25 protein-coding genes and 2 pseudogenes are annotated in these 21,319 nt (G+C 71.4%); 9 read left to right on the forward strand and 18 right to left on the reverse strand.

The window, feature by feature from the left end; genetic code table 11:
• Nucleotides 1-5 precede the first annotated feature (5 nt).
• Nucleotides 6-1,106: a phosphotransferase gene (locus ABS735_RS35920; protein ID WP_373904250.1), complete on the reverse strand. Its 1,101-nt coding sequence runs from the start codon at nt 1,104-1,106 to the stop codon at nt 6-8.
• 113 nt (nt 1,107-1,219) lie between these two features.
• On the opposite strand from ABS735_RS35920, the gene ABS735_RS35925 reads away from it, so the two are divergent.
• Nucleotides 1,220-1,975, forward strand: a complete 756-nt coding sequence (locus ABS735_RS35925) for an HAD family hydrolase (protein ID WP_373904251.1) — start codon at nt 1,220-1,222, stop codon at nt 1,973-1,975.
• Nucleotides 1,976-1,999: 24 nt separating this feature from the next.
• Here ABS735_RS35925 and ABS735_RS35930 read toward each other — a convergent pair whose 3' ends face one another.
• A complete protein-coding gene (locus tag ABS735_RS35930) occupies nt 2,000-2,767 on the reverse strand; it encodes an HAD family hydrolase (protein ID WP_373904252.1) in 768 nt (255 codons plus the stop codon).
• The gene (locus tag ABS735_RS35935) at nt 2,764-3,648 is read right to left on the reverse strand and encodes a FadR/GntR family transcriptional regulator (RefSeq protein ID WP_373904253.1); all 885 of its coding nucleotides are present in this window, start codon (nt 3,646-3,648) and stop codon (nt 2,764-2,766) included. The genes ABS735_RS35930 and ABS735_RS35935 overlap by 4 nt, the downstream gene beginning before the upstream one ends.
• Nucleotides 3,649-3,828: 180 nt before the next feature.
• Here ABS735_RS35935 and ABS735_RS35940 point away from each other — a divergent pair, with 180 nt between their 5' ends.
• On the forward strand, nt 3,829-4,017 hold the full coding sequence (locus ABS735_RS35940) for a hypothetical protein (RefSeq protein WP_373904254.1): 189 nt from the start codon (nt 3,829-3,831) through the stop codon (nt 4,015-4,017).
• Nucleotides 4,018-4,224: 207 nt separating this feature from the next.
• On the forward strand, nt 4,225-4,410 hold the full coding sequence (locus ABS735_RS35945) for a hypothetical protein (protein ID WP_003974784.1): 186 nt from the start codon (nt 4,225-4,227) through the stop codon (nt 4,408-4,410).
• 168 nt (nt 4,411-4,578) lie between these two features.
• Here the strand turns inward: ABS735_RS35945 and ABS735_RS35950 are convergent, their stop codons facing one another.
• The 3 genes from ABS735_RS35950 to ABS735_RS35960 all read right to left on the reverse strand — a co-directional run bounded on the left by ABS735_RS35950 (nt 4,579) and on the right by ABS735_RS35960 (nt 7,724).
• A complete protein-coding gene (locus ABS735_RS35950) occupies nt 4,579-5,835 on the reverse strand; it encodes a GNAT family N-acetyltransferase (protein ID WP_373904255.1) in 1,257 nt (418 codons plus the stop codon).
• A gap of 78 nt (nt 5,836-5,913) precedes the next feature.
• Nucleotides 5,914-6,978, reverse strand: a complete 1,065-nt coding sequence (locus tag ABS735_RS35955) for an asparaginase (RefSeq protein ID WP_373904256.1) — start codon at nt 6,976-6,978, stop codon at nt 5,914-5,916.
• A gap of 89 nt (nt 6,979-7,067) precedes the next feature.
• Nucleotides 7,068-7,724: an RsiG family protein gene (locus ABS735_RS35960; protein ID WP_373904257.1), complete on the reverse strand. Its 657-nt coding sequence runs from the start codon at nt 7,722-7,724 to the stop codon at nt 7,068-7,070.
• 179 nt (nt 7,725-7,903) lie between these two features.
• Here ABS735_RS35960 and dtd point away from each other — a divergent pair, with 179 nt between their 5' ends.
• Entirely contained in the window at nt 7,904-8,329 is a 426-nt protein-coding gene (gene dtd, locus ABS735_RS35965) for a D-aminoacyl-tRNA deacylase (protein WP_373904258.1), read from the forward strand.
• A gap of 13 nt (nt 8,330-8,342) precedes the next feature.
• Here dtd and ygfZ read toward each other — a convergent pair whose 3' ends face one another.
• Together ygfZ and ABS735_RS35975 are read right to left on the reverse strand one after the other, a co-directional pair.
• Nucleotides 8,343-9,308: a CAF17-like 4Fe-4S cluster assembly/insertion protein YgfZ gene (ygfZ, locus tag ABS735_RS35970; protein ID WP_373904259.1), complete on the reverse strand. Its 966-nt coding sequence runs from the start codon at nt 9,306-9,308 to the stop codon at nt 8,343-8,345.
• A 21-nt stretch (nt 9,309-9,329) separates the two neighbouring features.
• Entirely contained in the window at nt 9,330-9,767 is a 438-nt protein-coding gene (locus ABS735_RS35975; RefSeq protein WP_102929144.1) for a Fur family transcriptional regulator, read from the reverse strand.
• Between the two features lie 119 nt (nt 9,768-9,886).
• Here ABS735_RS35975 and ABS735_RS35980 point away from each other — a divergent pair, with 119 nt between their 5' ends.
• Nucleotides 9,887-10,237, forward strand: a complete 351-nt coding sequence (locus tag ABS735_RS35980; RefSeq protein ID WP_373904260.1) for a DUF6247 family protein — start codon at nt 9,887-9,889, stop codon at nt 10,235-10,237.
• Nucleotides 10,238-10,511: 274 nt separating this feature from the next.
• Here ABS735_RS35980 and ABS735_RS35985 read toward each other — a convergent pair whose 3' ends face one another.
• From ABS735_RS35985 to ABS735_RS35995, 3 genes and pseudogenes are all read right to left on the reverse strand, one after another.
• On the reverse strand, nt 10,512-11,087 hold the full coding sequence (locus tag ABS735_RS35985) for a heme-binding beta-barrel domain-containing protein (protein WP_003974791.1): 576 nt from the start codon (nt 11,085-11,087) through the stop codon (nt 10,512-10,514).
• Nucleotides 11,088-11,255: 168 nt separating this feature from the next.
• Nucleotides 11,256-11,456, reverse strand: a pseudogene (locus ABS735_RS35990) (DUF397 domain-containing protein); the annotation flags it as partial.
• Nucleotides 11,457-11,634: 178 nt separating this feature from the next.
• Nucleotides 11,635-12,288 (reverse strand): annotated as a pseudogene (locus tag ABS735_RS35995) (RNA-guided endonuclease InsQ/TnpB family protein); the annotation flags it as partial.
• A gap of 42 nt (nt 12,289-12,330) precedes the next feature.
• On the opposite strand from ABS735_RS35995, the gene ABS735_RS36000 reads away from it, so the two are divergent.
• The gene (locus tag ABS735_RS36000) at nt 12,331-12,693 is read left to right on the forward strand and encodes a DsrE family protein (RefSeq protein ID WP_003974797.1); all 363 of its coding nucleotides are present in this window, start codon (nt 12,331-12,333) and stop codon (nt 12,691-12,693) included.
• Nucleotides 12,694-12,711: 18 nt separating this feature from the next.
• On the opposite strand, the gene ABS735_RS36005 is transcribed toward ABS735_RS36000, so the two are convergent.
• From ABS735_RS36005 to ABS735_RS36035, 7 genes are all read right to left on the reverse strand, one after another.
• Nucleotides 12,712-12,972: a DUF3099 domain-containing protein gene (locus tag ABS735_RS36005; RefSeq protein WP_373904261.1), complete on the reverse strand. Its 261-nt coding sequence runs from the start codon at nt 12,970-12,972 to the stop codon at nt 12,712-12,714.
• Nucleotides 12,973-13,090: 118 nt separating this feature from the next.
• Nucleotides 13,091-13,378 carry a DUF1416 domain-containing protein gene (locus ABS735_RS36010; RefSeq protein ID WP_373904262.1) on the reverse strand — a complete coding sequence of 96 codons (288 nt, stop codon included), beginning with the start codon at nt 13,376-13,378 and terminating at the stop codon, nt 13,091-13,093.
• A 56-nt stretch (nt 13,379-13,434) separates the two neighbouring features.
• Nucleotides 13,435-14,280, reverse strand: a complete 846-nt coding sequence (locus tag ABS735_RS36015; RefSeq protein ID WP_373904263.1) for a sulfurtransferase — start codon at nt 14,278-14,280, stop codon at nt 13,435-13,437.
• Nucleotides 14,281-14,719: 439 nt separating this feature from the next.
• Nucleotides 14,720-15,457, reverse strand: coding sequence for an LmeA family phospholipid-binding protein (locus ABS735_RS36020; RefSeq protein WP_373904264.1), 738 nt, complete (start codon nt 15,455-15,457; stop codon nt 14,720-14,722).
• A gap of 162 nt (nt 15,458-15,619) precedes the next feature.
• Entirely contained in the window at nt 15,620-16,810 is a 1,191-nt protein-coding gene (locus tag ABS735_RS36025) for a hypothetical protein (RefSeq protein ID WP_373904265.1), read from the reverse strand.
• Between the two features lie 3 nt (nt 16,811-16,813).
• Entirely contained in the window at nt 16,814-17,068 is a 255-nt protein-coding gene (locus ABS735_RS36030) for a MoaD/ThiS family protein (protein WP_076975423.1), read from the reverse strand.
• Nucleotides 17,069-17,104: 36 nt separating this feature from the next.
• Nucleotides 17,105-17,962, reverse strand: coding sequence for an alpha/beta hydrolase (locus ABS735_RS36035; protein ID WP_373904266.1), 858 nt, complete (start codon nt 17,960-17,962; stop codon nt 17,105-17,107).
• Between the two features lie 256 nt (nt 17,963-18,218).
• On the opposite strand from ABS735_RS36035, the gene ABS735_RS36040 reads away from it, so the two are divergent.
• From ABS735_RS36040 to ABS735_RS36050, 3 genes are all read left to right on the forward strand, one after another.
• Nucleotides 18,219-19,019: a response regulator transcription factor gene (locus ABS735_RS36040; RefSeq protein ID WP_373904267.1), complete on the forward strand. Its 801-nt coding sequence runs from the start codon at nt 18,219-18,221 to the stop codon at nt 19,017-19,019.
• A 42-nt stretch (nt 19,020-19,061) separates the two neighbouring features.
• Complete coding sequence (locus tag ABS735_RS36045) at nt 19,062-20,084, forward strand: LacI family DNA-binding transcriptional regulator (RefSeq protein ID WP_373904268.1); 1,023 nt, start codon at nt 19,062-19,064, stop codon at nt 20,082-20,084.
• 94 nt (nt 20,085-20,178) lie between these two features.
• The gene (locus tag ABS735_RS36050) at nt 20,179-21,246 is read left to right on the forward strand and encodes a S1C family serine protease (RefSeq protein WP_373904269.1); all 1,068 of its coding nucleotides are present in this window, start codon (nt 20,179-20,181) and stop codon (nt 21,244-21,246) included.
• Nucleotides 21,247-21,319: the final 73 nt, after the last annotated feature.

Below are 21,319 nucleotides of genomic sequence, written 5' to 3' on the forward strand. Positions count from 1 at the left end.
CGAGCCTATGGCCTGCCCGGCAGGGCTCCCTCGTCCTGTGGGTCCGTGCGGGACCAGCGCGCGAGGGCGGTGGCGATTTCGGTGGGGGCGGGGACGGAGTCGAGGCCGAGGGGGAGGGCCGCGGCGGTCAGGACGTCGTGCAGTCTGGCCGCCGCGATCGAGACGCGGGGGCCGGGCGACCGGCCGGCCCGGCCCAGTGAGACGGCCTCCCGGACGACGTCGGTGAAGACCGACTGGGCCCGCTTGTACCCGAGGAGCAGGTCCAGGTCCTGCCGCCAGCCGTACGTCCCGCCGGGGCGGGCGGCCTCGACCGCGTGCCGCCAGCCCTCCGCCACCTGGCGGCGCTGCCAGGCCGGGTAACGCATCAGGTGCAGGTGAGTGGCCAGCTCGTACAGCGGGTCGCCGACCATCGCCAGTTCCCAGTCGATGGTCCACAGCCGCCGGTCCGCGTCGACGATCAGGTTCTCGCGGTGCAGGTCGGCGTGGAGCAGGCAGAACGGGCGCTCCCGGAGTCCCGCGACATGCTTGCGCAGCCTCTTGAACGCGTCGTCGTCCAGGCCCAGACCGGCGAAGAGGGAGCCGAACCGCGGCAGGTTGTCCGCGTAGACGCGCTGCTCGGTGAAGCAGACGAGCCGTTCCATGAAGCCGTCGCTGTCGCCGTCCGCCGGCCGGTCCTCGGGACCGCACCGCCGCTCCACGGGGAGCGTCCGCGACGTCACGGCCGCCGTCTCCCCGAAGAGCCGCACGAGCTGTCGCACCAGGTCGCGGGGCACCGCGTGACCGGCGCCGTGCAGCCTGCCCAGGGTCTGGCCCTCGACGAAGCGCTGCAGGTGCAGCCCGTCGAGCTCGAACACCTCCGGTACCCGGGATATCCGGCCCTGCAGGGCGAGCAGCAGCCGCTCCTCCGACACGAAGCACCGGCGGTCGAACCACAGCAGGTTGGACCGCGGCTCCCGGCACTTCCAGCGCGCCGCTCCCGCCGCGCCGGGCAGCGGTACCACGTAGGTCTCGTGGTAGTACCCCGTCAATGGGCCCTCGACCCCACTCCGGTCGCCGCTGATCCCGACGGCCCGCAGGCGGACGGGGGACCCCTGGGACAGTGTCATTCTCTGTGCTCCGCTCAACCTGGAGGAGTCGGTGCGGTGACAGGGTGCGTCACCCTACTCCGAAGTTACGTGTCGTGATGACCCGTTCGCGCCCCGTGCGGGAGACTGCCGCGATGACCGACACAGACCTCGCCCGGGGAACCTTCGCGGACCCGGCCGTTCTGCTGCGCGCGTTCGGGTCCGCCCGCGCGGTGCTGTTCGACTTCGACGGTCCCGTCTGCGACCTGTTCGCGGGCGCGACCACTACGGACGTGGCGGAGCAGGTCAAACGGACGGCCCGGCGGTACTGGGGGCCGCTCGACCCCTCGGTCGAGAAGTGCGACGACTCCCACGGCGTCCTCGGCCCGCTCAGGGAAATGTACGAACGGTCCGTTCCCAGGCCCAGCAGCCTCCCGCTGGAACTCGCCGAGGCCGCCGTCACCGGCCTGGAGCGGCGGGCCGTGCGCACCGCGGTCCCCACTGCGCACCTGTACGCCCTCGTGGATCTGCTGCTCGGCCAGGGCAAGCGTCTGGCCGTCGTCAGCAACAACGCGGAGGGACCGATCCTGGAGTACCTCGAAGGTCGTGGACTCGGCTCGAAGTTCCACGGAGTCTTCGGCCGGTCGCCCCACGACGCACGGCTCATGAAGCCGCATCCGGACTGCGTGCACCGGGCCCTGCGCCACCTGGGCTTGCCCGCCTCGGACTGCCTGCTCGTCGGTGACCAGCTCACCGACCTGGGTGCCGCCCGGTCGGCCGGGACCGGTTTCCTCGGACTCACCGGGCACGCGGAACGCGCGCTGCGGATGGCGCAGGGCGGCGCGGACGCGGTGGTCTCCTCGTACCTCCCGGTCCTCCGGGCCGCCGACGAGTCGTCGGTCTGCGGGTAGCGGGTAGCGGGTAGCGGGTGGTGCCTACTGCCGCGTCGCGCGTTCCTCCCGTACCACCCGCAGTACCGCTTCGAGGGAGTGAACGAGTACTTCCTCGCCCGCGGACCGCAGTTGCTCCTCCTTTCGGCCGTTCCTCGCGTACCCGAGGAAGGGGACACCCGCCCGCCTGGCCGCGGCCGCGTCGGCGGGGGAGTCGCCGAGCATCAGGGCCTGCCCTGGGGCGGCGCTCATGGCGTCGAGGGCGCGGTTGAGGTGGTGCGGGTCGGGCTTGAGCAGGTGCGGGTCCCGGGTGCGGCCGTAGATGTGCGGGGCGAAGCAGTCCAGCAGGCCCCGGGTCGCCAGGTACCGGCTCACCACGCGGGGCGAGTTGTTGGTCGTGATCGCGAGACCGGTGCCGAGGGCGGTCCAGGTACGGATCAGGGGGTCGGCGTACGGGGTCGGCCATGCGGTGGGTACGGCGCGCAGTTCCTCGCGGGTCAGCCGTTCCTCGAACTCGGCGACGAGGTCGCTTCGGCGGTGCCTGCGGTTGACCGCGCCCAGCAGGACCATCGGGTCCGGGTGGCTCTGCTCCTCCTGGGGCAGCAGGTCCTTGAACCCCATCCCCTCCAGCCAGGCCACCAGTTCACCCGCCACCCGGTCGGCCGGGTGGCCCGCGAAAAGTCTGCAGACGGGGCCGTCGAAGTCCCACAGGACGAGGCGGGCGCCCAGGACCAGCTCCCGCACGCGCTCGGGCACCTCGGCACGCCCGCCCGGCTCGCTCACCGGTTCCGCCCGTTCCGTGTGGGACGTCACGGGCTGAGCTCCATGGGCCTGGAGACGGTCCCCCACAGGCCGTTGAACCACTTCTGCGACTCCTCGACGAAGACCCTGTCACCGCGGCTGATCTTCTTCTGGAAGGGGAACAGCAGCGAATGGGAGCCGAGCGCGTCGTACATCTGCAGCGTCCGGCCCTCGTACTCCTCCTCGCGCTGGTCCACCAGGTAGTAGCCGAAGAGCGCCTCCTCGCCGTTGAGCAGGTAGAGCTTCATCGGCGGGGTGAACGGCAGCGTGCGGAAGGCCACCCGTACGTCGACGTGCCGGCTGATCTTCCGCACGGCGAGCAGGTTGAGCTCAAGCACCCGGGCCTGGGCGTTACGCATCCCGAGCCAGCGTCGGTGGACCGGATCGTTCTCCTCGTCAGCGACCAGAACGGGAAAGGCCAGCTTGATGTCCGGCGCCGGGAGCAGCACCCGGAACTCGATCGACTCCGGCTCGACGGCGCCTTCATGGATCAGGCGGAGCGGCTCGCTGAGCGCGGACACCAACGTCTCCGAGGTGTGACACACGACGTCGACCCGCACCCGCGGCTCCGAGAACGCCACCGTCAGCCGGGGCCCCAAGGCCCACATCGTCTTCTGCGGCTCGTCGTCCCGGACGGGGGCGGGCTCGGCGATGCGGGGCGGGCTGCCCTTGCTGACGTTGGTGAGCAGCTTGTCGTCCTGGAGCGCGCGCAGCGCCTGGCGCACGGTGCCCCGCTCCACGCCGAACTCCTCGGCCAGCTCGGCCTGCGTCGGCAGGCGGTCGCCCGCCTTGAGGTCTCCCTCACGGATCCGCTCGCGCAGGACTTCGGCGATCTCCTGCGACGAGAGCCTTCTGCTGCCGTTCACGGACACGCTCTCCTGAGTCACGACCAAACGCTACAACTTTGACCTACCTACTGGGAGTTGTTTGAAACTTGTTTATAGGTAGCAGCCAAGTGGGAACAACGTAACTGAAGTTGGCAGCCAACATCAACCAGTTGGCGGAAGCCTATCTTCCTGAACCCGCTCATCCGCGAACTTCCGGCCGCCCGAACGTCTTGAAGGGGGGAGACCATGGCCGTCCTCGCCCTCGTCTCCGCGGTCTGCGTCATCACCTTCGAGCAGATCGTCCAGTGGCGCTACGGCGGCACCGGCATCGTCGGCCTGCTCCTGCTCGCCATAGGACTCAAAGCCAGGCGGCCCTCCGTCAGCTGCGCCGGCGCGGTGCTGCTTGCTCTCATGGTCGCGGATCCCGCGCTGTGACCTTGGCCGGTTCCCGTCGCATCGGGGCGAAGCCGGTGCAGGCCGTGCGGCCGTACGCCACAACTTCACGCCATCTTGCCGCAGTTCGCGAGCGGGTGGTTACAAGCTTCTTCCAAGTGGAGATAACCAGAGATAAGTTGGTAGCCAACTTGAGCAACGTGGTCAATCTTCGCAGGGGTTGGCCACCACGGTGACAGGGGGTCCACCATGCCGCTCATCGCCATCGTCGTCGCCGCTCTGGCCATCGGGTTCGAGCAGCTCGTGCAATGGAAGTACGGGCCGATGGGCATCATCGCGTTCGTCGCGCTGTCCATCGGCATCAAGGCGAAGAACACCATGATCGGCGGTGTGGGCGCGGTGATCCTCGTGATGCTGCTCGCCCAGTCCGGCTGAACCGACGTACCGCCGGCCGGGCCCCCTTCCGGAGGGGAGCCGGGAGCCCGGCCGGCGGTAAGCACCACGCACCACCGGCACAACAACCACAACCACAACTGAAGAGCACGTCGAAGAACACGCGCTACGGATGCGCACGTCCACCGTCACCGGCGGAAGGGAGTCACCTCAGAACATGTCCGGGCACCAAGGCCGCCTGGACGTACGCAGCAGGGCGTCGACCACACGGGCGGCGCCCGCTCGTTCTTCCCGCACCCGGCCGAGCGCGGCCAGCCGTACGGCCGAGGCGTCACCGAGCCAGAGCGCTGCCAAGTCGCCCACGTCGAGCGTGAGATGGGCGCTCTCGGTGGCCGGCGCGCAGGACGCCCCGTCCGGCCCCGCCTCCAGCCGCCACCGTCCGCCGGTCAGCCCTCCCCGGTCCACCACCTCGAGGACCACCGAGCCCTGCCCCTCGTACGTCCGCGCCTCGAGCGCCCCCGCGACGTCCAGGATCCGCACCCACAGCCAGTCGGCCTGCGTGGTGATGCGGGCCGCGCGCGGGTCCGGCAGGAGGTGCGGGAGCAGGTCGTCGGGGGAGCGCCAGCCGCTCTTCACCGTCTGGACCCAGTCGACCGAGCACAGGTAGTGCCACAACGCGCGCTCCGCGACCGGGGTCACGGCGATCAGCCAGTCGACGGTCGCCGTGTTCAGCGGCTGCTTGGCACCGCCCCAGTGGTCGTCGGTCCGGTACGAGGCCATGCCCTCGACCTCGCCGTCCGCCGAGCGGTACAGGGCGTAGTAGGGCTCGGTCCAGGGCGTGCCGTTCATGTTCACGACGCCGGTCCGGGACTGCCACCACAGCTCCGCCCGGCTGACCGCGCCCGGCTGGGCCCGGCGCAGCCGCTCGTGCAGCTCGGGGCCGAGCTTGCGCACGTCGTCGCCGTCCACGAGGTCGATCCGGCCGCCGTCCTCCGGGGCCGCCCAGCGCGGGTCGAGACCGGCGCGGGGCACGTCGACCGCCCACTCGGTCATGGTGGTGGCGGGGCCGAAGCCGTACCGGCCGTAGATCGGGTACTCCGCCGCGATCAGCGTCGCGACGACGTCCCCGCGCTCCTTGGCCGCGGCCAGGTCCTGCGCCATCATCCGGGTGAGCAGGCCGCGGCGGCGGTGGGTCGCGGTGACGGTGACGTTGGAGATCGCGTCGGCCCGGACCGGGACGCCCCCGACGGCGGTCAGCTCCTGGTCGAAGGAGCGGAAGGTCGCCACGCACCGGTCGCCGTCGAAGGCACCGAGCGACCGGCCGGGCACGAACTGCCGGCGCCGGGCCTCCAGCTGCTCGGCGGCCACGGCGGGCGGCTGCAGGAACCCTGTGTTCAGGGCCCGGTTCCAGTCGGGGAACTCGGCCTCGGTGATGGGACGTACGTCGATCTCGGTGCGGCGACTCATACGCTCACCGTAGGACGACGTGCCGACCCGCGTCGCGGGGATTATCCGGGGCGGGGCCCGGTTCCGGGGCCGCGGACGTCAGAAGGACGCCCGTATCTCCCCCACCTCACGGCCACCGCCCAGCAGGGGTGCGCGGCCGATGCGGTCGACGACCGGGCCTGCCACGCCCAGCAGCGTCAGAGCGCGGGACAGCACCGGGCCCAGGGCCCGGGTCGCGCCGTCCTCGATCTTGAAGGCGAGGGCGCGGCCGTCGGGCAGGGCCACCGCCTGGACGGCCTCGGCACCCATCTTGGAGAGCGTGCCGGGCACCTCCCGCATCAGCCAGGTGTCGGCGCGCCGGCTGCCGGCGACGTACTCGGGGTGGGCGCGCATCGCGTCGGCGACCCGGCGCTCGGCCGAGCCGGGCTCGGCGGCGACGAAGGACCGGAAGGCGCGGGCCAGGCCGACCAGGCTGATCGCCATCAGCGGCGCCCCGCACCCGTCCGTACCGACGGCGGCCACCGGCTCGCCCGCGGCGTCCTCCACAACCCTGTGGATGATCCGCTGGAGCGGGTGCTCCGGGTCGAGGTAGGTATCCAGCGGCCAGCCCCGCTGTGCGCAGACCGCCAGCATCGCGGTGTGCTTGCCGGAGCAGTTCATGGTGATGCGGTCGGGCACGGCGCCCGACGCCAGGTACGTCTCCCGCTCCTCGGCGTCCAGCGGCAGGTCGGGCGGGCACCGGAGCAGCGCCGGGTCCAGGCCGTACTCGTCCAGCATCTTGCGGACCAGGTCGCGGTGAAACGGTTCTCCGGAGTGGCTCGCGGCGGCCAGCGCCAGCCGCTCCCCCGCGAGGTCGAGACCGGCCCGCAGGACGCCGGCCGCCTGCATCGGCTTGTTGGAGGACCGCGGGAAGACCGGCGCCGTCACGTCCCCCAGGGCCAGCTCCACGGCCCCGTCGGCGCCCAGGATCACCAGGCTGCCCCGGTGCCGCCCCTCGACGAAGCCGGACCTGACGACCTCGGCGAGGACGGGCGGCACGACGGGCGAGAGGGCGGAGGTGGGCGCGGACCGGTGCGTCTGCGACGACTGGTCCGCGTGCGACGACTGGTCCGCGTGCGACGACTGGTTCACGTGCGACGGTTGCGACGGCTGGGGCGCGGGCATCGGCGGTGGCCTTCCGGAACGGGCGACCCCCCGCTGAGACGGCCCGGGATCACCGGACCCCGGAGGCGGCGCGGATGGCCGCCCCCGTGTCACACGAGCAGGTCGTCGACTTGTGCTTCCCCTTCACGGTACCGGCGTGCGATCTCCGCGCTGCAGCCGTCCGCGGTGCGCTGGAGCCGCTGCCGGTTCCGGGAGACCTGCTGCTCGTAGCGCACGAGCCGCCCCATCCCCGCGGTCAGCTCGACGTCGGTGCGGGCCGTCAGGTCGGACAGCTCCACCTCGCCGAGCATCTCCGCGGCCAGCCGCCGGCACTCCTCGCTGCGCGGAGTGGCCAGCGTCACATGGCGGGCGGAGGAGCGCTGCCGGGCCGGTGCGTCGGCGAGGATCTCCGACAGCCGCTCCACCACCGATCCGGTCGCCGCGGTGGTGACCACGGACGACGACGACGCCGGCCCGCGCCCCGCCAGCTCCGCGCGCAGGATGTCGATACGGCCCTGCAGCAGCCGCCGCACGTAGCTGAGGTCGGCCTCCTCGCGCTGGGCGTCCCGGCGCAGCGTGCGCAGCTCCGGCAGGCTCAGCGCGGTCAGGTCCCGCTCCGGAGGGTCGGCCGGCAGCTCCGGGCTGTCCGTGCGCTGCACGGGCGGCCGGAGCGCCTCCAGACCACCCGGACCACTCGGACCGCCCCGACCACTCGGACATGTCAACGCGGCAGTCCCGAACGACCGCCCCGTACTCGGTGTGCTCATGTGCCTCAACCGTCCCCTCGCCCGGCGTCTGGAGAGCATCGTGCCACCCCAAGTGGCCGCTATGTGACCGAGTGCCCCCGATCGGCCCCGATCGGCCCCAGATGGGGGGTTCGCAGCGAAAAGAAACCCCGTACGGCCCCGACCGTCCGCACCCTGGGGGCGCACGGCATCATGACGGGATGCGTGCAGTGGTGCAGAGGGTGGACGGCGCGAGCGTCGTCGTGGACGGCGAGACCGTGGGCGCGATCGACGGCGAGGGCCTGTGCGTCCTGGTCGGCGTCACCCACGACGACACCGAGGAGAAGGCGGCGCAGCTGGCCCGCAAGCTCTGGTCGGTGCGGATCCTGCACGACGAGAAGTCGTGCAGCGACATCGACGCCCCGCTGATGGTCATCAGCCAGTTCACTCTTTACGGCGACGCCCGCAAGGGCCGCCGCCCCACCTGGAACGCCGCCGCGCCCGGTGACGTCGCCGAACCGCTGGTCGACGAGGTCGTCGCCCGACTGCGCGCGCTGGGCGCGACGGTGGCGACGGGACGTTTCGGCGCGCAGATGCGGGTGTCGCTGACGAACGACGGCCCGTTCACGGTCCTCGTGGAGGTCTGAGGCGGGTCGTGCCCTACGGCTCGACGACCGTCTCCTGCGCTGCCGCCGTGTCCTCGGCCATCAGCCGGGCGTCCACCGGCACGTTCCGCTTCACCAGGGCGAGGGCGACCGGGCCCAGCTCGTGGTGGCGTACGGACGTGGTGACGAAGCCGATCTTCCGGCCGTCGGGCCCGTCGTCGGCGAGGCGGATCTCGGCCCCGTTCGGCGGCAGGTGGACCTCGCTGCCGTCCAGGTGCAGGAAGACCAGCCGGCGCGGCGGCTTGCCGAGGTTCTGCACCCGGGCGACGGTCTCCTGGCCGCGGTAGCAGCCCTTCTGCAGGTGCACGGCCGTACCGATCCAGCCCAGCTCGTGCGGGATGGTGCGGTGGTCGGTCTCGAAGCCGAGGCGCGGGCGGTGCTGCTCGACCCGCAGCGCCTCGTGGGCGAGGATCCCGGCCGCGGGCCCGGCCTCGGCGGCGAACGCCTCCAACTCCTCCCTCGGCAGGAAGAGATCACGGCCGTACGGCGTCTCGCGGACGGCGGCGGAGGCGGGGGCCTGGGCGATCGACCCGGCCGGCAGGTGCACGACCGCCGTGTCGGCGGTGCGGTCGGCGACCTCGACCCGGTAGAAGAACTTCATCGACTCCAGGTAGGCGATCAGCGCCTCCTGGCTGCCGGGCTCCACATGGGCCCAGACGGTCGTGCCGTCGTCGACGAGGTACAGGGCGTGCTCGATGTGGCCGTTCGCCGAGAGGATCAGCGCCTCGGTGGCCTGGCCGGCCGGCAGGTCGCTGACGTGCTGGGTGAGCAGCAGGTGCAGCCAGCTCAACCGGTCGTCGCCCGTGACGGTGACGACACCGCGGTGCGAGAGGTCGACGAAGCCGGTGCCGTCGGCGAGGGCACGCTGCTCGCGGAACAGGTCGCCGTAGTGGGCGGCGACGCCTTCGTCCACGCCCTCGGCGGGAACGGCGCCGGGCAGGGACAGCAGGGGGCTCTTCATACGCCCCAGCCTACGACTTGCTTACGACTCGGTAGTTGAACCCTTCAGGGAACAGCTCTCGCACCGGCCGAAGATCGCGAAGTGCTTCATGTCCGTGTCGAAGCCGAACTGCTCGCGCAGCTTGGCGGTGAAGTCGGCGGCCACCGACAGGTCGGCCTCGATCACGTTGGTGCAGTCCCGGCAGACCAGGTGGATGTGGTGGTGCCGGTCGGCCAGGTGGTAGGTGGGCGCACCGTGCCCGAGATGGGCGTGGCTGACCAGCCCCAGCTCCTCCAGCAGCTCCAGCGTGCGGTACACGGTGGAGATGTTGACCCCCGACGCGGTCTTGCGCACCTGGCCGAGGATGTCGTCGGGGGTCGCGTGCTCGAGGGTGTCCACGGCTTCGAGCACCAGCTGCCGCTGCGGGGTCAGCCGGTAGCCACGCTGCCTGAGGTCGCTCTTCCAGTCGGTGCTCACCACACCACGAGTCTAGGCCCGGCGGGCATCCTCATGATGTGACGCCCAAGAAGCGCCCCAGCCTCCCGCCGCGGTCGGTACCGTCGACACCAGCACAGGCCCTTGATCCGGAGGACTCTCCCGTGACCGCTCACCGCCCGGAGCCACTCACCGAGTCCCTCATCCCCATGCCCGCCCTCACTCCCGAGGCACTCCGTACTGCGGTCGAGAGGCTGACACCGAGCCGTGTGCCCGCGTTTGTTCAGGATCTCGTCGAGGCGACGACCAGCGCGCAGCAGACCCAGTCCCTCGCACCTCTGCGTACTTTCGTCCACACCTGGGGGGTGTTCGTGGCGATCCAGCGCCGACCGTCCCGCGCCACGCGCCTGCGGCACCTGGAAGAGGTGGTGAGCACCGGCTCTGAGGACCCGACGGACGCCATCGCCGAGATCCGGAAGATCCACGCCGAGGCGGAGGCGGAGGCGGGCCTGTGAGCGACTGGAAGTGGGAATACAACCCGAGCGAGGAGTACCTCACAGCAGGGCTGCCCGTAGGCGTCGTGGCCGAAGTGGGACGCATCGCCACAGAGATCGCCGCTCTCGGGGGTGATGCCGAGGTCGCGGGCAGTCGGCCGGAGGGGAAGCCCGGCGGGTTACGGAACTTCCCCATCTTCGGCGGACGCGGCTTCATCCAGTTCCTGGCGGCCCCCGGCACGAGCGTGTCTACATCTGCGCCATCGTCTGGTACGGGTGAAAGACGAACCGGCGACTACTTGAAGAAAGCGATCCCGTCGTCCGGCATGTCGTCCGGCAGGGCCTTGGCCCAGCGCTCGACGTCCTCCGGGGTGACGACCTTCTTCAGGTGCGCCGACATGTAGGGGCGCAGCTCGACCTCGGGGGTCTGCTTCTCGCCGACCCACATCAGGTCGCTCTTGACGTAGCCGTACAGCCGCTTGCCGCCGGTGTACGGCTGCGAGGCGGCTGTGCGGGCCACCGCGTCCGTCACCAGGTCGATCTGGGGCTTCTGGTCGGCCAGCTCGCCGTACCAGATCTCGATGACGCCGTCGTCGCGGGTCATCGTGACCTCGACCTTGCGGTTCGCGTCGATGCGCCAGAAGCCGTGCTCGGACTCCAGCGGACGGACCTTGTTGCCGTCGTTGTCCAGCACCCAGGTGTGGGACTGGTACTCCAGGAAGTCCCGGCCGTCGTGGGTGAAGGAGACCTCCTGGCCGAAGTTGCACTTCTCGGCACCGGGGAAGTCGTGCACGCCCGCGCCGGCCCAGTCACCCAGCAGGAAGACGAGGGGGACGAGGTCCTTGTGCAGGTCGGACGGGATCTCGATCATGAGCGGTACTTCCTGGCGTCGGTGATCAGCGCTGGCCCTGGTACAGCTTCTTCACGGTCAGACCGGCGAAGGCGAGGACGCCGACGCAGACCAGGACCAGCAGGGCTTCGAAGAAGATCTCCACGGGGTGCTCCTTGAGCGGGGGGCATAAACAGGGCCGGCCCCAGCTTACGCGGCCCGTCCCGGCTCTTCTCGCCGGACTCCGTCCAGGAAGGCGGCCCACGCGGGCGCGGCGAACAGGAGCGCGCCGCGAGCGGGGTCCTTGCTGTCCCGGACGGGCACGAGGGGGAGGCCGGGGGCGACCTCGACGCAGTCGCCGCCGTCCTGGTTGCCGTAGCTGCTCTTGCGCCAGGTGACCGTGCTCAGAAGAGAGGGATTCCAACCCAGGTGGGTTGAGGTTCACGGGCGCTCGGACGGCTGTTGGCCGTTGTCGCCCCTCCGGTACCGGCTGCGCGCCGGGGGCGGGGGCCCCGCCCTGTCCTACCGCGACATTGACTGCTGCGTTGGTGTCAGCGTTGCAGGTGGAGCCGCAGGATACGCACTCGAAGTCGGCTTGGCTCTTGCGTGACTTCTTCTCGATCCATCCGCAGGCGCTGCACCGCAGGGAGGTGTAGGGGGCGGGAACGTCCTCGACCCGGCCGGGAGCCTTGTGCCCGGTGCGCTGCCGCAGCAGGCCCCAGCCCTGGGCCAGGATGCCCCGGTTCGGCCCGGCCTTCTGCCGGACCTGCCTGCCCGGCTGCTCCAGAGTTCCTTTCGCGGAACGGGTCATGTTCTTGATGTTCAGTTTCTCGAAGCGCACCAGGCTGCAGGTGCGGGCGAGCATGGTGCTGGTCTTCTCGCACCAGTCCTTGCGCCGGTTGGCCTCCCTGGCCTTGAGCTGGGCGGCTTTCGCGTACTCGGTAGCCCTTTCCAGAGTGCCTTTGCCCGCCCTAGTGGCGCGTCGTTCGTGCTTGCGGATCCGGGCTCGTTCTCTGACGGTGAGCTGGGGGCAGTTCAGCTTCCGCCCGTCCGAGAGGGCGGCGGTGATGCTCACGCCCCGGTCGATGCCGATGACCTCACCCGTGCCCGGCACCTCCGGACCACCCGCCGAGGCCGGTGCAGAAGCGCAGAGCCCGGCACCGTCGGCAAAGAGGCTGGACGGTGCCACCGTCAGCGGCCTGCTGACCGTCCTGTGCGTCGCGACGCTGCTGGTGACGATCACCGTCGCCGTCTGACGCCGCTCCGGGCGGGCTACGCTTCCGGCATGGCGAAGAAGCTCGTGATCAAGGTGACGGCGGGGGCGGACGCGCCCGAGCGGTGTTCTCAGGCGTTCACGGTGGCGGCGGTGGCCGTGGCCAGTGGGGTCGACGTGTCGCTGTGGCTGACCGGCGAGTCCGCCTGGTTCGCGGTGCCGGGACGCGCGGCCGAGTTCGAGCTGCCGCACGCCGCGCCGCTGCCCGACCTGCTGGACTCGCTCCTGGCGGGCGGCCGGGTGACGCTGTGCACCCAGTGCGCGGCCCGGCGCGACCTCACCGAGAAGGACGTCATCGAGGGCGTACGGATCGCGGGCGCGCAGGTCTTCGTGCAGGAGGCGCTGGCCGACGACACGCAGGCGCTCGTCTACTGAGCCATGCGGGAGAGGCGCTCAGTGCGGGCGCTTCTTCCCGTCCAGCTCGTCCCACCACTCGTCGGACTGGGTGTCACCCGACGGGTCGTCCCACCAGCGGTCGTCCGGGCCCCGCCGGTTGGCGATCATCGCGGCCACCGGCGGGATGACCATGGCCACCACGCACAGGCCGACGGCCGCCGGGACGGACCAGATGCGCACGACTCCCCAGGCCAGGACGAAGAGGACGATGCAGGTCCCCATCATGGCGAAGTAGACGTGCCGCCGCCGCGCGTACATACCTCCAGCGTAGGCCCGACATCCCGGACATGCCGGAGGGGCCGCACCCCAGGCGTCCAACCCGGTGGGTGCGGCCCCTCGGCCGTTGCCCGCGCACCGTGCGCGCTGTCGCTCGGCGTCAGACGGCGATCGCGACCTCCGCCAGGCCGCCCTGCTGGGCGATGACCGTGCGGTCGGCGGTGCCGCCCGGGACGAGCGCGCGCAGGGTCCAGGTGCCCTCGGCCGCGTAGAACCGGAACTGGCCCGTCGCGGAGGTCGGGACCTCCGCCGTGAACTCGCCGGTGGCGTCCAGCAGACGGACGTAGCCCGTCACCGGCTCGCCGTCGCGGGTCACCTGGCCCTGGATGGTGGTCTCACCGGGCTTGATCGTCGAGGCGTCGGGGCCGCCGGCCTTCGCTCCGCACATGTCGTTACTCCTGAGGTGTTGGGAAAGGTCGCGGTGAGGTGCTGTACCCGGGTGGCTTACTTCGCGGCGCCGAGCTCGATCGGCACGCCGACGAGGGAGCCGTACTCGGTCCAGGAGCCGTCGTAGTTCTTGACGTTCTCCACGCCCAGCAGCTCGTGCAGCACGAACCAGGTCAGGGCCGAGCGCTCACCGATGCGGCAGTAGGCGATGGTGTCCTTCGCCAGGTCGACCTGCTCGTCGGTGTAGAGCTGCTTGAGCTCGTCGTCCGACTTGAAGGTGCCGTCGTCGTTGGCGTTCTTCGACCACGGGATGTTGCGGGCGGACGGGACGTGGCCCGGACGCTGCGACTGCTCCTGCGGGAGGTGGGCCGGGGCGAGCAGCTTGCCGGAGAACTCGTCGGGCGAACGGACGTCGACCAGGTTCTGCGCGCCGATCGCCTGGACCACGTCGTCGCGGAACGCGCGGATCGCGGTGTTCTGCGGCTTGGCCTTGTAGTCGGTGGCGGCGCGCAGGGGCACCTCGTCGCCGGCGACCAGCTCGCGGGCGTCCAGCTCCCACTTCTTGCGGCCGCCGTCGAGGAGCTTGACGTTGTCGTGGCCGTACAGCTTGAAGTACCAGTAGGCGTAGGACGCGAACCAGTTGTTGTTGCCGCCGTAGAGGACCACGGTGTGGTCGTTGGAGATGCCCTTCTCCGACAGGAGCTTCTCGAAGCCCTCCTGGTCGACGAAGTCGCGGCGGACCGGGTCCTGGAGGTCCTCGGTCCAGTCGATCCGGATCGCGTTCTTGATGTGGTTCTTGTCGTACGCGGACGTGTCCTCGTCCACCTCGACGATCGCGATGGTCGGGTCGTCCAGGTGGTCCTGCAGCCAGTCGGCGTCGACCAGGACGTCGCTGCGGCTCATGTTTTCTCCTCCGGGGCAGTTGCGGCGGGGCGTGCGGTGAGAGGGGGTGCGCGCTCGGGCCGGGCGGCGGCGTGGCGCGCGGGTGCCCAGGACAGGCCGGGCGGGCGAGGGATGAGGGGGACGTGGACGGCGACGTCGCCGTCCGCCTCAGAAGGTGCGACAGAGCATGGCGGCAACGCGGCACAGGTCCACTGCCCGCCGCTTCGTGAGGTCCGCCTGTCGCTTCATAGGACCCGATCGTAGGGATTGAGGGCGGTCCGTGTCACCGACGTGTCGCATGATGAGACAGGATCGTCCGACATGTGGGAATGACACACTCGCCGGGCGGTCACGGAAGGGCGGCCGGGCCGGGGCGGGCGTCTCCGCATCTGCGGTACGGACGGGACTGTCTCGCCTGTCGGACGCCACGACCCGCGTGCGGGGGCCGCCGACCCTCGTCCTACCCGGCCAGCTTGACGTTCGAACCCTTCACCGTGATCTCGACGCCGTCCTTCGCCGCCTCGACCTTGTCCAGCTCGATGCCGCCCGGCAGCTCGTCGATGGTCTGCTGGAAGTCGGTGATGGCCCGGATCCGGGACTCGGCGAGCTGCCTGCCGCCGATCTCCGGCAGGCCGTCGGCGACGACCTCGACGTCGTCGTCCTTGACCTTGACCGAGCTGAGCACCTCGATCGGCTCGGGCACCTCGACGCCGAGGACCGTGGCCTGCAGCGACACCTTGATCTTTCCGTTGCCGCCGTCGGAGAGGCCGACGACCTTGGCCGAGATGCCGGGCGCGATGTCCGTGGGCTCGGACTTGGCGGCCTTCATCAGCTCGTCGTAGCCGACCGTCGCGGTGCCGGTGGCGGTGGCGGCGGTGGCGGAGCTGTAGTCGCCGGAGAACTCGACGCCCTTCATGTGCGCCCGCAGCTCGGCGATACGGATCTTCTCGTCGCCGTTGCCGGTGGACGCCTCGTAGTCGTCGATGCCGACCTCCACGTCGTCCAGGGAACCGCCGGCGACCTGCGTGAGGAAGGGGAAGCCGTTGATGGAGACGTCCGGCGTCGAGGGCAGGTTCTCGGTGCTGCGCAGCTTGTCGGCAGCCTCGTCCTCGGCGAAGTTGACGGCGACACGGTCGGCGATCACGAAGAGGCCGCCCAGGATCACGACGACGATCAACAGTATTCGCAGTGCGCGCATGCGGTGTTTCCCCAACCTGGACGCTCGACGGCGGCGGACCCGACGACCGGCGGCCGTCCAGCGCGAGCGTAACGCGGGCCTCGGGCACCCCCCGGGTTTTGTCGAGGACCTGTGACAGGGGGTGCCGTGCCCGGCTGAAGGGGGTGCCGTGCCCGGCGCGGCTCAGGCCAGGGCCCGGCCCAGGACGTACACGGCCGGGGCCGCCGCCGCGAGGGGCAGGGCCACACCCGCCGTGAAGTGGACGAACCTGGAGGGGTAGTCGTAGGCCGCGACCCGCAGGCCGATCAGCGCGCAGACCGCCGCGCCCGCACCGAGCAGTGCCCCCGACGTCCCGAAGTCCGTCACCGAGCCGGCCGCGACCCCCGCCCCGGCCGCCGCGAGCAGCGCGACGACCACGGACGCCGGTGTCGGCAGCGGCAGCGCACGGGCCACGGCGGCCACCGCCACCGCGATTCCGCCGACCGCCACCGCGTCCGCGTCGGCGGCGAGGTACCCGCCCGCGACGACGGCCAGGGCCGCCGCGGCGATGGTCGCCATCAGGCCGTACATCCGCTCGTCGGGGTCGGCGTGCGAGCGGAGCTGGAGGACGAGGGAGAGCAGCACCCACACCCCGAGCGTGCCGAGGATCGCCGCCGGGGAGCGGTCCGACACCAGCAGCGCCGCGTCGGCGGCGAGCGCGCCCAGAAAGCCCAGCGCGATGCCCTGCCGGGCGGGCCACATGCCGTTCAGCCGGAACCAGCCCGCCGCGGTGACCGCCTGGAGGACGACGAGCGGGACGAGGAGGGCGTACGTGCCGAGCGCCGCCGCGCCGGACAGCAGCAGCCCGAGGAGCGCGGTGAGACCGGCCGGCTGCATGCCCGGGTCGATGATCGGCGAACGCCCCTCGGCCCGGGCCCGCTGCGCGTCGGTGATCCGCGTGTTCCCGGCGACGGTCGCCGGACCGTAGCCGGGCTCGCCGGAGGCGGAGGTGGCCGGGGCGGCAGCGGCGGCGGCAGGCTCCGACGGCGCGGGGGGCTCGTAGGGCTGCGGCTGGGGCTGAGGCTGAGGTGCGTACGTCTGCGGCTGGTACGCCTGCCCCTGTGCCGGATACGGCTGCGGCTGCGGCTGCGGGGTGTGCGACGGCAGGTACGCCGTCTCCTCGGCGGAGACCGGCGGCTGCACCTGCGTCTCCCAGGTCTGCCCCTGCCACTGCTGCGTGTACTGACCGGCGTTCGGGTCCGGCTGCTGCTCCCCGTACCCCTGCTGCTCCCCGTACCCCTGGTACGACTGGTACGGCTGCTGCCCGGGCCACGCCTGCGCGTCGTGTCCCTCGTACGGCTGCTGCCCGTACGGCTGATGCGGCTGGTCGGTCATCGCTCACCCTCCTGCGAACGGCGGGAGCACCTCGACCGTGCCGCCCTCGGCCAGCCGTACCGTCTCATGCCCGCGGGTGCCCACGGGGTCGCCGTCGACGAGGAACGAGCAGCGCAGCAGCACGCGGGTGAGTTCGCCGGGGTGCCGCTCCCGCACCGCGCCGAGCGCCTCCGCGAGCGTCGCCGCGTCGTAGGGCTCCTCGGCCACCCCCGCCGCGGCCTTCGCGGCGGCCCAGTAGCGCACCGTGACCTTTGCCATCTCGTTCCTTCGTCGTCGGCGATGAACAACGTCAGGCTAGCCCGCCGCCGCCACCGCCCAGTCGCCGATGCGGTGCAGCAGCGCCTCGTCCGAGGCGTTCTCGGCGTGGCCCATGCCGGGCTCCAGCCAGAGTTCGCCGTGGTCACCGGCCGCCTCGGCCAGCATCCGGGGATGATCGAGGGGAAAGTAGCCGTCCCGGTCGCCGTGCACGACCAGCAGCGGCGTCGGCGCGATCCGCCCGGCCGCCTCCACCGGCGACAGCGGCACCGGGTCCCAGTCCCGGTGGTGGATGCGGGTGCGCAGGCCGTAGCGGCCGACCAGGCGCCCGGCGGGGCGCATCACCAGCCAGTGCAGCCGGCGCATGGGTGCCGTGCCCCGGTAGTACCAACGGGCGGGGGAGCTGACCGACACGACGGCATCCGTGCCCGCCTCGTCGTCGGCGTACAGCGCGGCGTGCCGCAGGACCACCGAGCCGCCCATGGAGAAGCCGACGGTCACCACGCGCGTGTGCCCGAAGCCGCGCGCCCACGCGACCGCCGCCGCCAGGTCGAGCACCTCGCGGTCCCCGACGGTGGACCGCCCGCCGGAGGCCCCGTGGCCCCGGAAGGAGAACGTGACCACGCCACCGTGCCGCGCGAACGCCGCCGCGATCCGCCGTACGTGCGGCCGATCGGCGTCGCCGGTGAAGCCGTGCGCGACGACGAACACCAGGTCAGAGGGGGCGCGCCCGGCCGGTCCCGGCTCGTACACGGCGTCGACGCGGACGCCGTCGGCCGTACGGAGGAAGGTGCGCGCGGGCGTGCGGCGCGGCACTCCCCGGGGCGTCTCGGGATGCGGACGATTGTCTGGACGACGGGTGGAACGCGCCACATGACCCGCCGGTCGGTTGCTCATGTCGGCTATTCTGCTGGGCAGAGGACTCGGGCAACGTAGCCCCCGGGTCCTTTTGTGCTTTCGGGAGCGATGCCGGGCGGGCGCCCGGCGTTCACCTCCCGGACGCGCGGCGGGCCCCACGGGCACGGGGTCCGCATCTGCAGGAACCTGTACGAAGCAGTGCCGTAAACGTCCTCGCAGGGACCCAGGAGGAACCAGACGTTATGGGCGAGCGAACCGGACACGACCACAAACCGTCCCGGGCAGGTGGGGCGCGATGAGCTCTCTGCTGCTCCTGACCAACGCCCTCCAGCCGTCGACGGAGGTGCTCCCCGCTCTCGGCCTGCTGCTGCACAACGTACGTGTCGCCCCCGCCGAAGGGCCCGCCCTCGTCGACACCCCCGGCGCCGACGTCATCCTCGTCGACGGCCGCCGCGACCTTCCCCAGATCCGCAGCCTGTGCCAGTTGCTGCGCTCCACGGGCCTCAGCTGTCCGCTGGTCCTCATCGTCACCGAGGGCGGTCTGGCCGCCGTCACCGCCGACTGGGGCATCGACGACGTACTCCTCGACACCGCCGGCCCGGCGGAGGTCGAGGCGCGGCTGCGGCTGGCCACGGGCCGCCGGCAGATCGGCGGCGACGACTCCCCCATGGAGATCCGCAACGGCGACCTGTCGGTGGACGAGGCGACGTACTCCGCGAAGCTCAAGGGCCGGGTCCTGGACCTGACCTTCAAGGAGTTCGAGCTGCTGAAGTACCTCGCCCAGCACCCGGGCCGCGTGTTCACCCGCGCCCAGCTGCTCCAGGAGGTGTGGGGCTACGACTACTTCGGCGGCACCCGCACCGTCGACGTGCACGTACGGCGGCTGCGCGCCAAGCTCGGCCCCGAGCACGAGTCGCTGATCGGCACCGTCCGCAACGTCGGCTACCGCTTCGTGACGCCGGAGAAGCCCGAGAGGGGCGAGAAATCCGAGAAGGGCGAGAAGTCGGAGCACGCGAAGCCGGAGAGCGCCGAGGCCCCGGCCGACGCGCCGGCGGACCCGGCGAAGGCGGCGGGCGCAAGGTCATCCAAGGTGTGATACGCCCTGCCCGGAGCGGGTCCATCCGCGTAGACTCCGCGCGTGGCCAAGGTGACTCGGGATGATGTGGCGCGGCTGGCGGGGACTTCCACCGCCGTCGTCAGCTACGTCATCAACAACGGACCCCGGCCGGTCGCCCCGGCCACGCGCGAGCGTGTCCTCGCCGCGATCAAGGAGCTGGGGTACCGGCCGGACCGGGTCGCCCAGGCGATGGCGTCGCGGCGCACGGACCTCATAGGCCTGATCGTGCCGGACGCGCGCCAGCCGTTCTTCGCGGAGATGGCGCACGCGGTCGAGTGGGCCGCCTCCGAGCGCGGCAAGATGGTGCTCGTCGGCAACAGCGACTACGTCGGCGAGCGCGAGGTGCACTACCTGCGCGCCTTCCTCGGCATGCGCGTCTCCGGCCTGATCCTGGTCAGCCACGCCCTGAACGACAACGCCGCCGCCGAGATCGACGCCTGGGACGCCCGGGTGGTCCTGCTGCACGAGCGCCCCGAGGCCATCGACGACGTCGCCGTCGTCACCGACGACCTGGGCGGCGCCCAGCTCGCCGTGCGCCACCTGCTGGAGCACGGGTACGAGTACGTCGCCTGTATGGGCGGCACCGCCGAGACCCCGTCCGTGGGCGACCCGGTCTCCGACCACGTCGAGGGCTGGAGGCGCGCGATGAAGGAGGCCGGGCTCCCCACCGGGGGCCGGCTCTTCGAGGCGCCGTACAACCGCTACGACGCGTACCGCGTGGGGCTGGAACTGCTCTCCGGGCCGCAGCGCCCGCCCGCGATCTTCTGCTCCACCGACGACCAGGCGATCGGCCTGCTGCGCGCGGCCCGCGAGCTGCGCATCGACGTCCCCGGCGAGCTGGCGGTGGCCGGTTTCGACGACATCAAGGAGGCGGACCTCGCCGACCCGCCCCTGACGACGGTCGCCTCGGACCGGTCGGCGATGGCGCGGGCCGCGGTGGACCTGGTCCTCGACGACGGCCTGCGGGTGGCGGGTTCCCGGCGCGAGCGGCTGAAGGTGTTCCCGTCGCAGCTGGTGGTACGGCAGTCCTGCGGCTGCGCGTAAGACACCACTCTGCGGCCTTTATATCGGGCATACGAGGTTCTGCCGGGCTTCTCAGACAGCACTCAGATCGCTCTCATCCGAGCGCGGGAAGCTCATGAACATGACCGAGAGCCTCCGCCACAACGGCGAGTACGAGCACGCGAACCCGTACCAGGGAACCCACCAGCACGCCTCCTCTCCCGTCAACCCGGAGTGGCCGCCCCCGCCGGCGCAGCCGCCCGGGAACCCCCCGCAGCCCCTGCCCGCCATGCAGCCGGAGCAGCCCGAGCAGCCCGAGCAGCCGCACGGAAAGCGCCCGGCCCGGCGGCGCGGCCCCGCCGCCCTGCTCGTGGCCGTGGCGATCGTCGCGGCGGCCGTCGGCGGCGGCACGGCGTACGGCATTCAGGAGCTGACCGGCAGCGACACCGTCGCCGCCGGCTCCGCCGGCACCAACGTGGTGCCCTCCAGCCAGAAGGGCACGGTCTCCGGGGTCGCGAAGGCGGTCAGCCCGAGCATCGTCGAGATCAGCGCCACCTCGAACGCCGGCTCCTCCACCGGATCCGGCGTGATCATCACCGGTGACGGCGAGATCATCACCAACAACCACGTCGTGTCCGGCGCCTCGTCCGTCAAGGTGGCGACGAGCGACGGCAAGCAGTACACCGCCGAGGTCGTCGGCACCGACAGCAAGAAGGATCTCGCGCTGATCAAGCTGCAGAACGCCTCCGGCCTCAAGGCCGCGACCCTCGGCGACTCCGACGGCGTCGGCGTCGGTGACCAGGTCGTCGCCATCGGCTCCCCCGAGGGCCTGACCGGCACCGTGACCAGCGGCATCGTCTCCGCGCTCGACCGCGACGTGACCGTCTCGACGGACGAGGGCCAGCAGCAACAGCAGCAGCAGGGCGGTCAGTGGCCGTTCGAGTTCGGCGGCCGGCAGTTCAACGGCGACACCGGCTCGTCCACGACGACGTACAAGGCGATCCAGACCGATGCCTCCCTCAACCCGGGCAACTCCGGCGGCGCGCTGATCGACATGAACGGCAACATCATCGGCATCAACTCCGCGATGTACTCGTCGACCGAGTCCTCCGCGAGCGCGGGCAGCGTGGGCCTCGGCTTCTCCATCCCGGTCAACACGGTGAAGGCCGACCTGCCCGAGCTGCGGGCGGGTGCGAACAACTGACGGGGTACGAAGACGTGCGACGCTGAAAGCGTTCGTTGGCAGACCCGTATCCCTACCGCACCCGAGGACCCGA

The sequence above is a fragment of the Streptomyces sp. MMCC 100 genome, from assembly GCF_041538145.2.
Lineage (GTDB): Bacteria > Actinomycetota > Actinomycetes > Streptomycetales > Streptomycetaceae > Streptomyces.

Coding starts and splice junctions, on each gene's coding strand:
- ABS735_RS35920 (WP_373904250.1), bottom strand. CDS start 1,106: ATGACACTGTCCCAGGGGTCCCCCGTCCGCCTGCGGGCCGTCGGGATC.
- ABS735_RS35925 (WP_373904251.1), top strand. CDS start 1,220: ATGACCGACACAGACCTCGCCCGGGGAACCTTCGCGGACCCGGCCGTT.
- ABS735_RS35940 (WP_373904254.1), top strand. CDS start 3,829: ATGGCCGTCCTCGCCCTCGTCTCCGCGGTCTGCGTCATCACCTTCGAG.
- ABS735_RS35945 (WP_003974784.1), top strand. CDS start 4,225: ATGCCGCTCATCGCCATCGTCGTCGCCGCTCTGGCCATCGGGTTCGAG.
- ABS735_RS35950 (WP_373904255.1), bottom strand. CDS start 5,835: ATGAGTCGCCGCACCGAGATCGACGTACGTCCCATCACCGAGGCCGAG.
- ABS735_RS35955 (WP_373904256.1), bottom strand. CDS start 6,978: ATGCCCGCGCCCCAGCCGTCGCAACCGTCGCACGTGAACCAGTCGTCG.
- ABS735_RS35960 (WP_373904257.1), bottom strand. CDS start 7,724: ATGAGCACACCGAGTACGGGGCGGTCGTTCGGGACTGCCGCGTTGACA.
- dtd (WP_373904258.1), top strand. CDS start 7,904: ATGCGTGCAGTGGTGCAGAGGGTGGACGGCGCGAGCGTCGTCGTGGAC.
- ygfZ (WP_373904259.1), bottom strand. CDS start 9,308: ATGAAGAGCCCCCTGCTGTCCCTGCCCGGCGCCGTTCCCGCCGAGGGC.
- ABS735_RS35985 (WP_003974791.1), bottom strand. CDS start 11,087: ATGATCGAGATCCCGTCCGACCTGCACAAGGACCTCGTCCCCCTCGTC.
- ABS735_RS36000 (WP_003974797.1), top strand. CDS start 12,331: ATGGCGAAGAAGCTCGTGATCAAGGTGACGGCGGGGGCGGACGCGCCC.
- ABS735_RS36005 (WP_373904261.1), bottom strand. CDS start 12,972: ATGTACGCGCGGCGGCGGCACGTCTACTTCGCCATGATGGGGACCTGC.
- ABS735_RS36010 (WP_373904262.1), bottom strand. CDS start 13,378: ATGTGCGGAGCGAAGGCCGGCGGCCCCGACGCCTCGACGATCAAGCCC.
- ABS735_RS36015 (WP_373904263.1), bottom strand. CDS start 14,280: ATGAGCCGCAGCGACGTCCTGGTCGACGCCGACTGGCTGCAGGACCAC.
- ABS735_RS36020 (WP_373904264.1), bottom strand. CDS start 15,457: ATGCGCGCACTGCGAATACTGTTGATCGTCGTCGTGATCCTGGGCGGC.
- ABS735_RS36025 (WP_373904265.1), bottom strand. CDS start 16,810: ATGACCGACCAGCCGCATCAGCCGTACGGGCAGCAGCCGTACGAGGGA.
- ABS735_RS36030 (WP_076975423.1), bottom strand. CDS start 17,068: ATGGCAAAGGTCACGGTGCGCTACTGGGCCGCCGCGAAGGCCGCGGCG.
- ABS735_RS36035 (WP_373904266.1), bottom strand. CDS start 17,962: ATGAGCAACCGACCGGCGGGTCATGTGGCGCGTTCCACCCGTCGTCCA.
- ABS735_RS36040 (WP_373904267.1), top strand. CDS start 18,219: ATGAGCTCTCTGCTGCTCCTGACCAACGCCCTCCAGCCGTCGACGGAG.
- ABS735_RS36050 (WP_373904269.1), top strand. CDS start 20,179: ATGAACATGACCGAGAGCCTCCGCCACAACGGCGAGTACGAGCACGCG.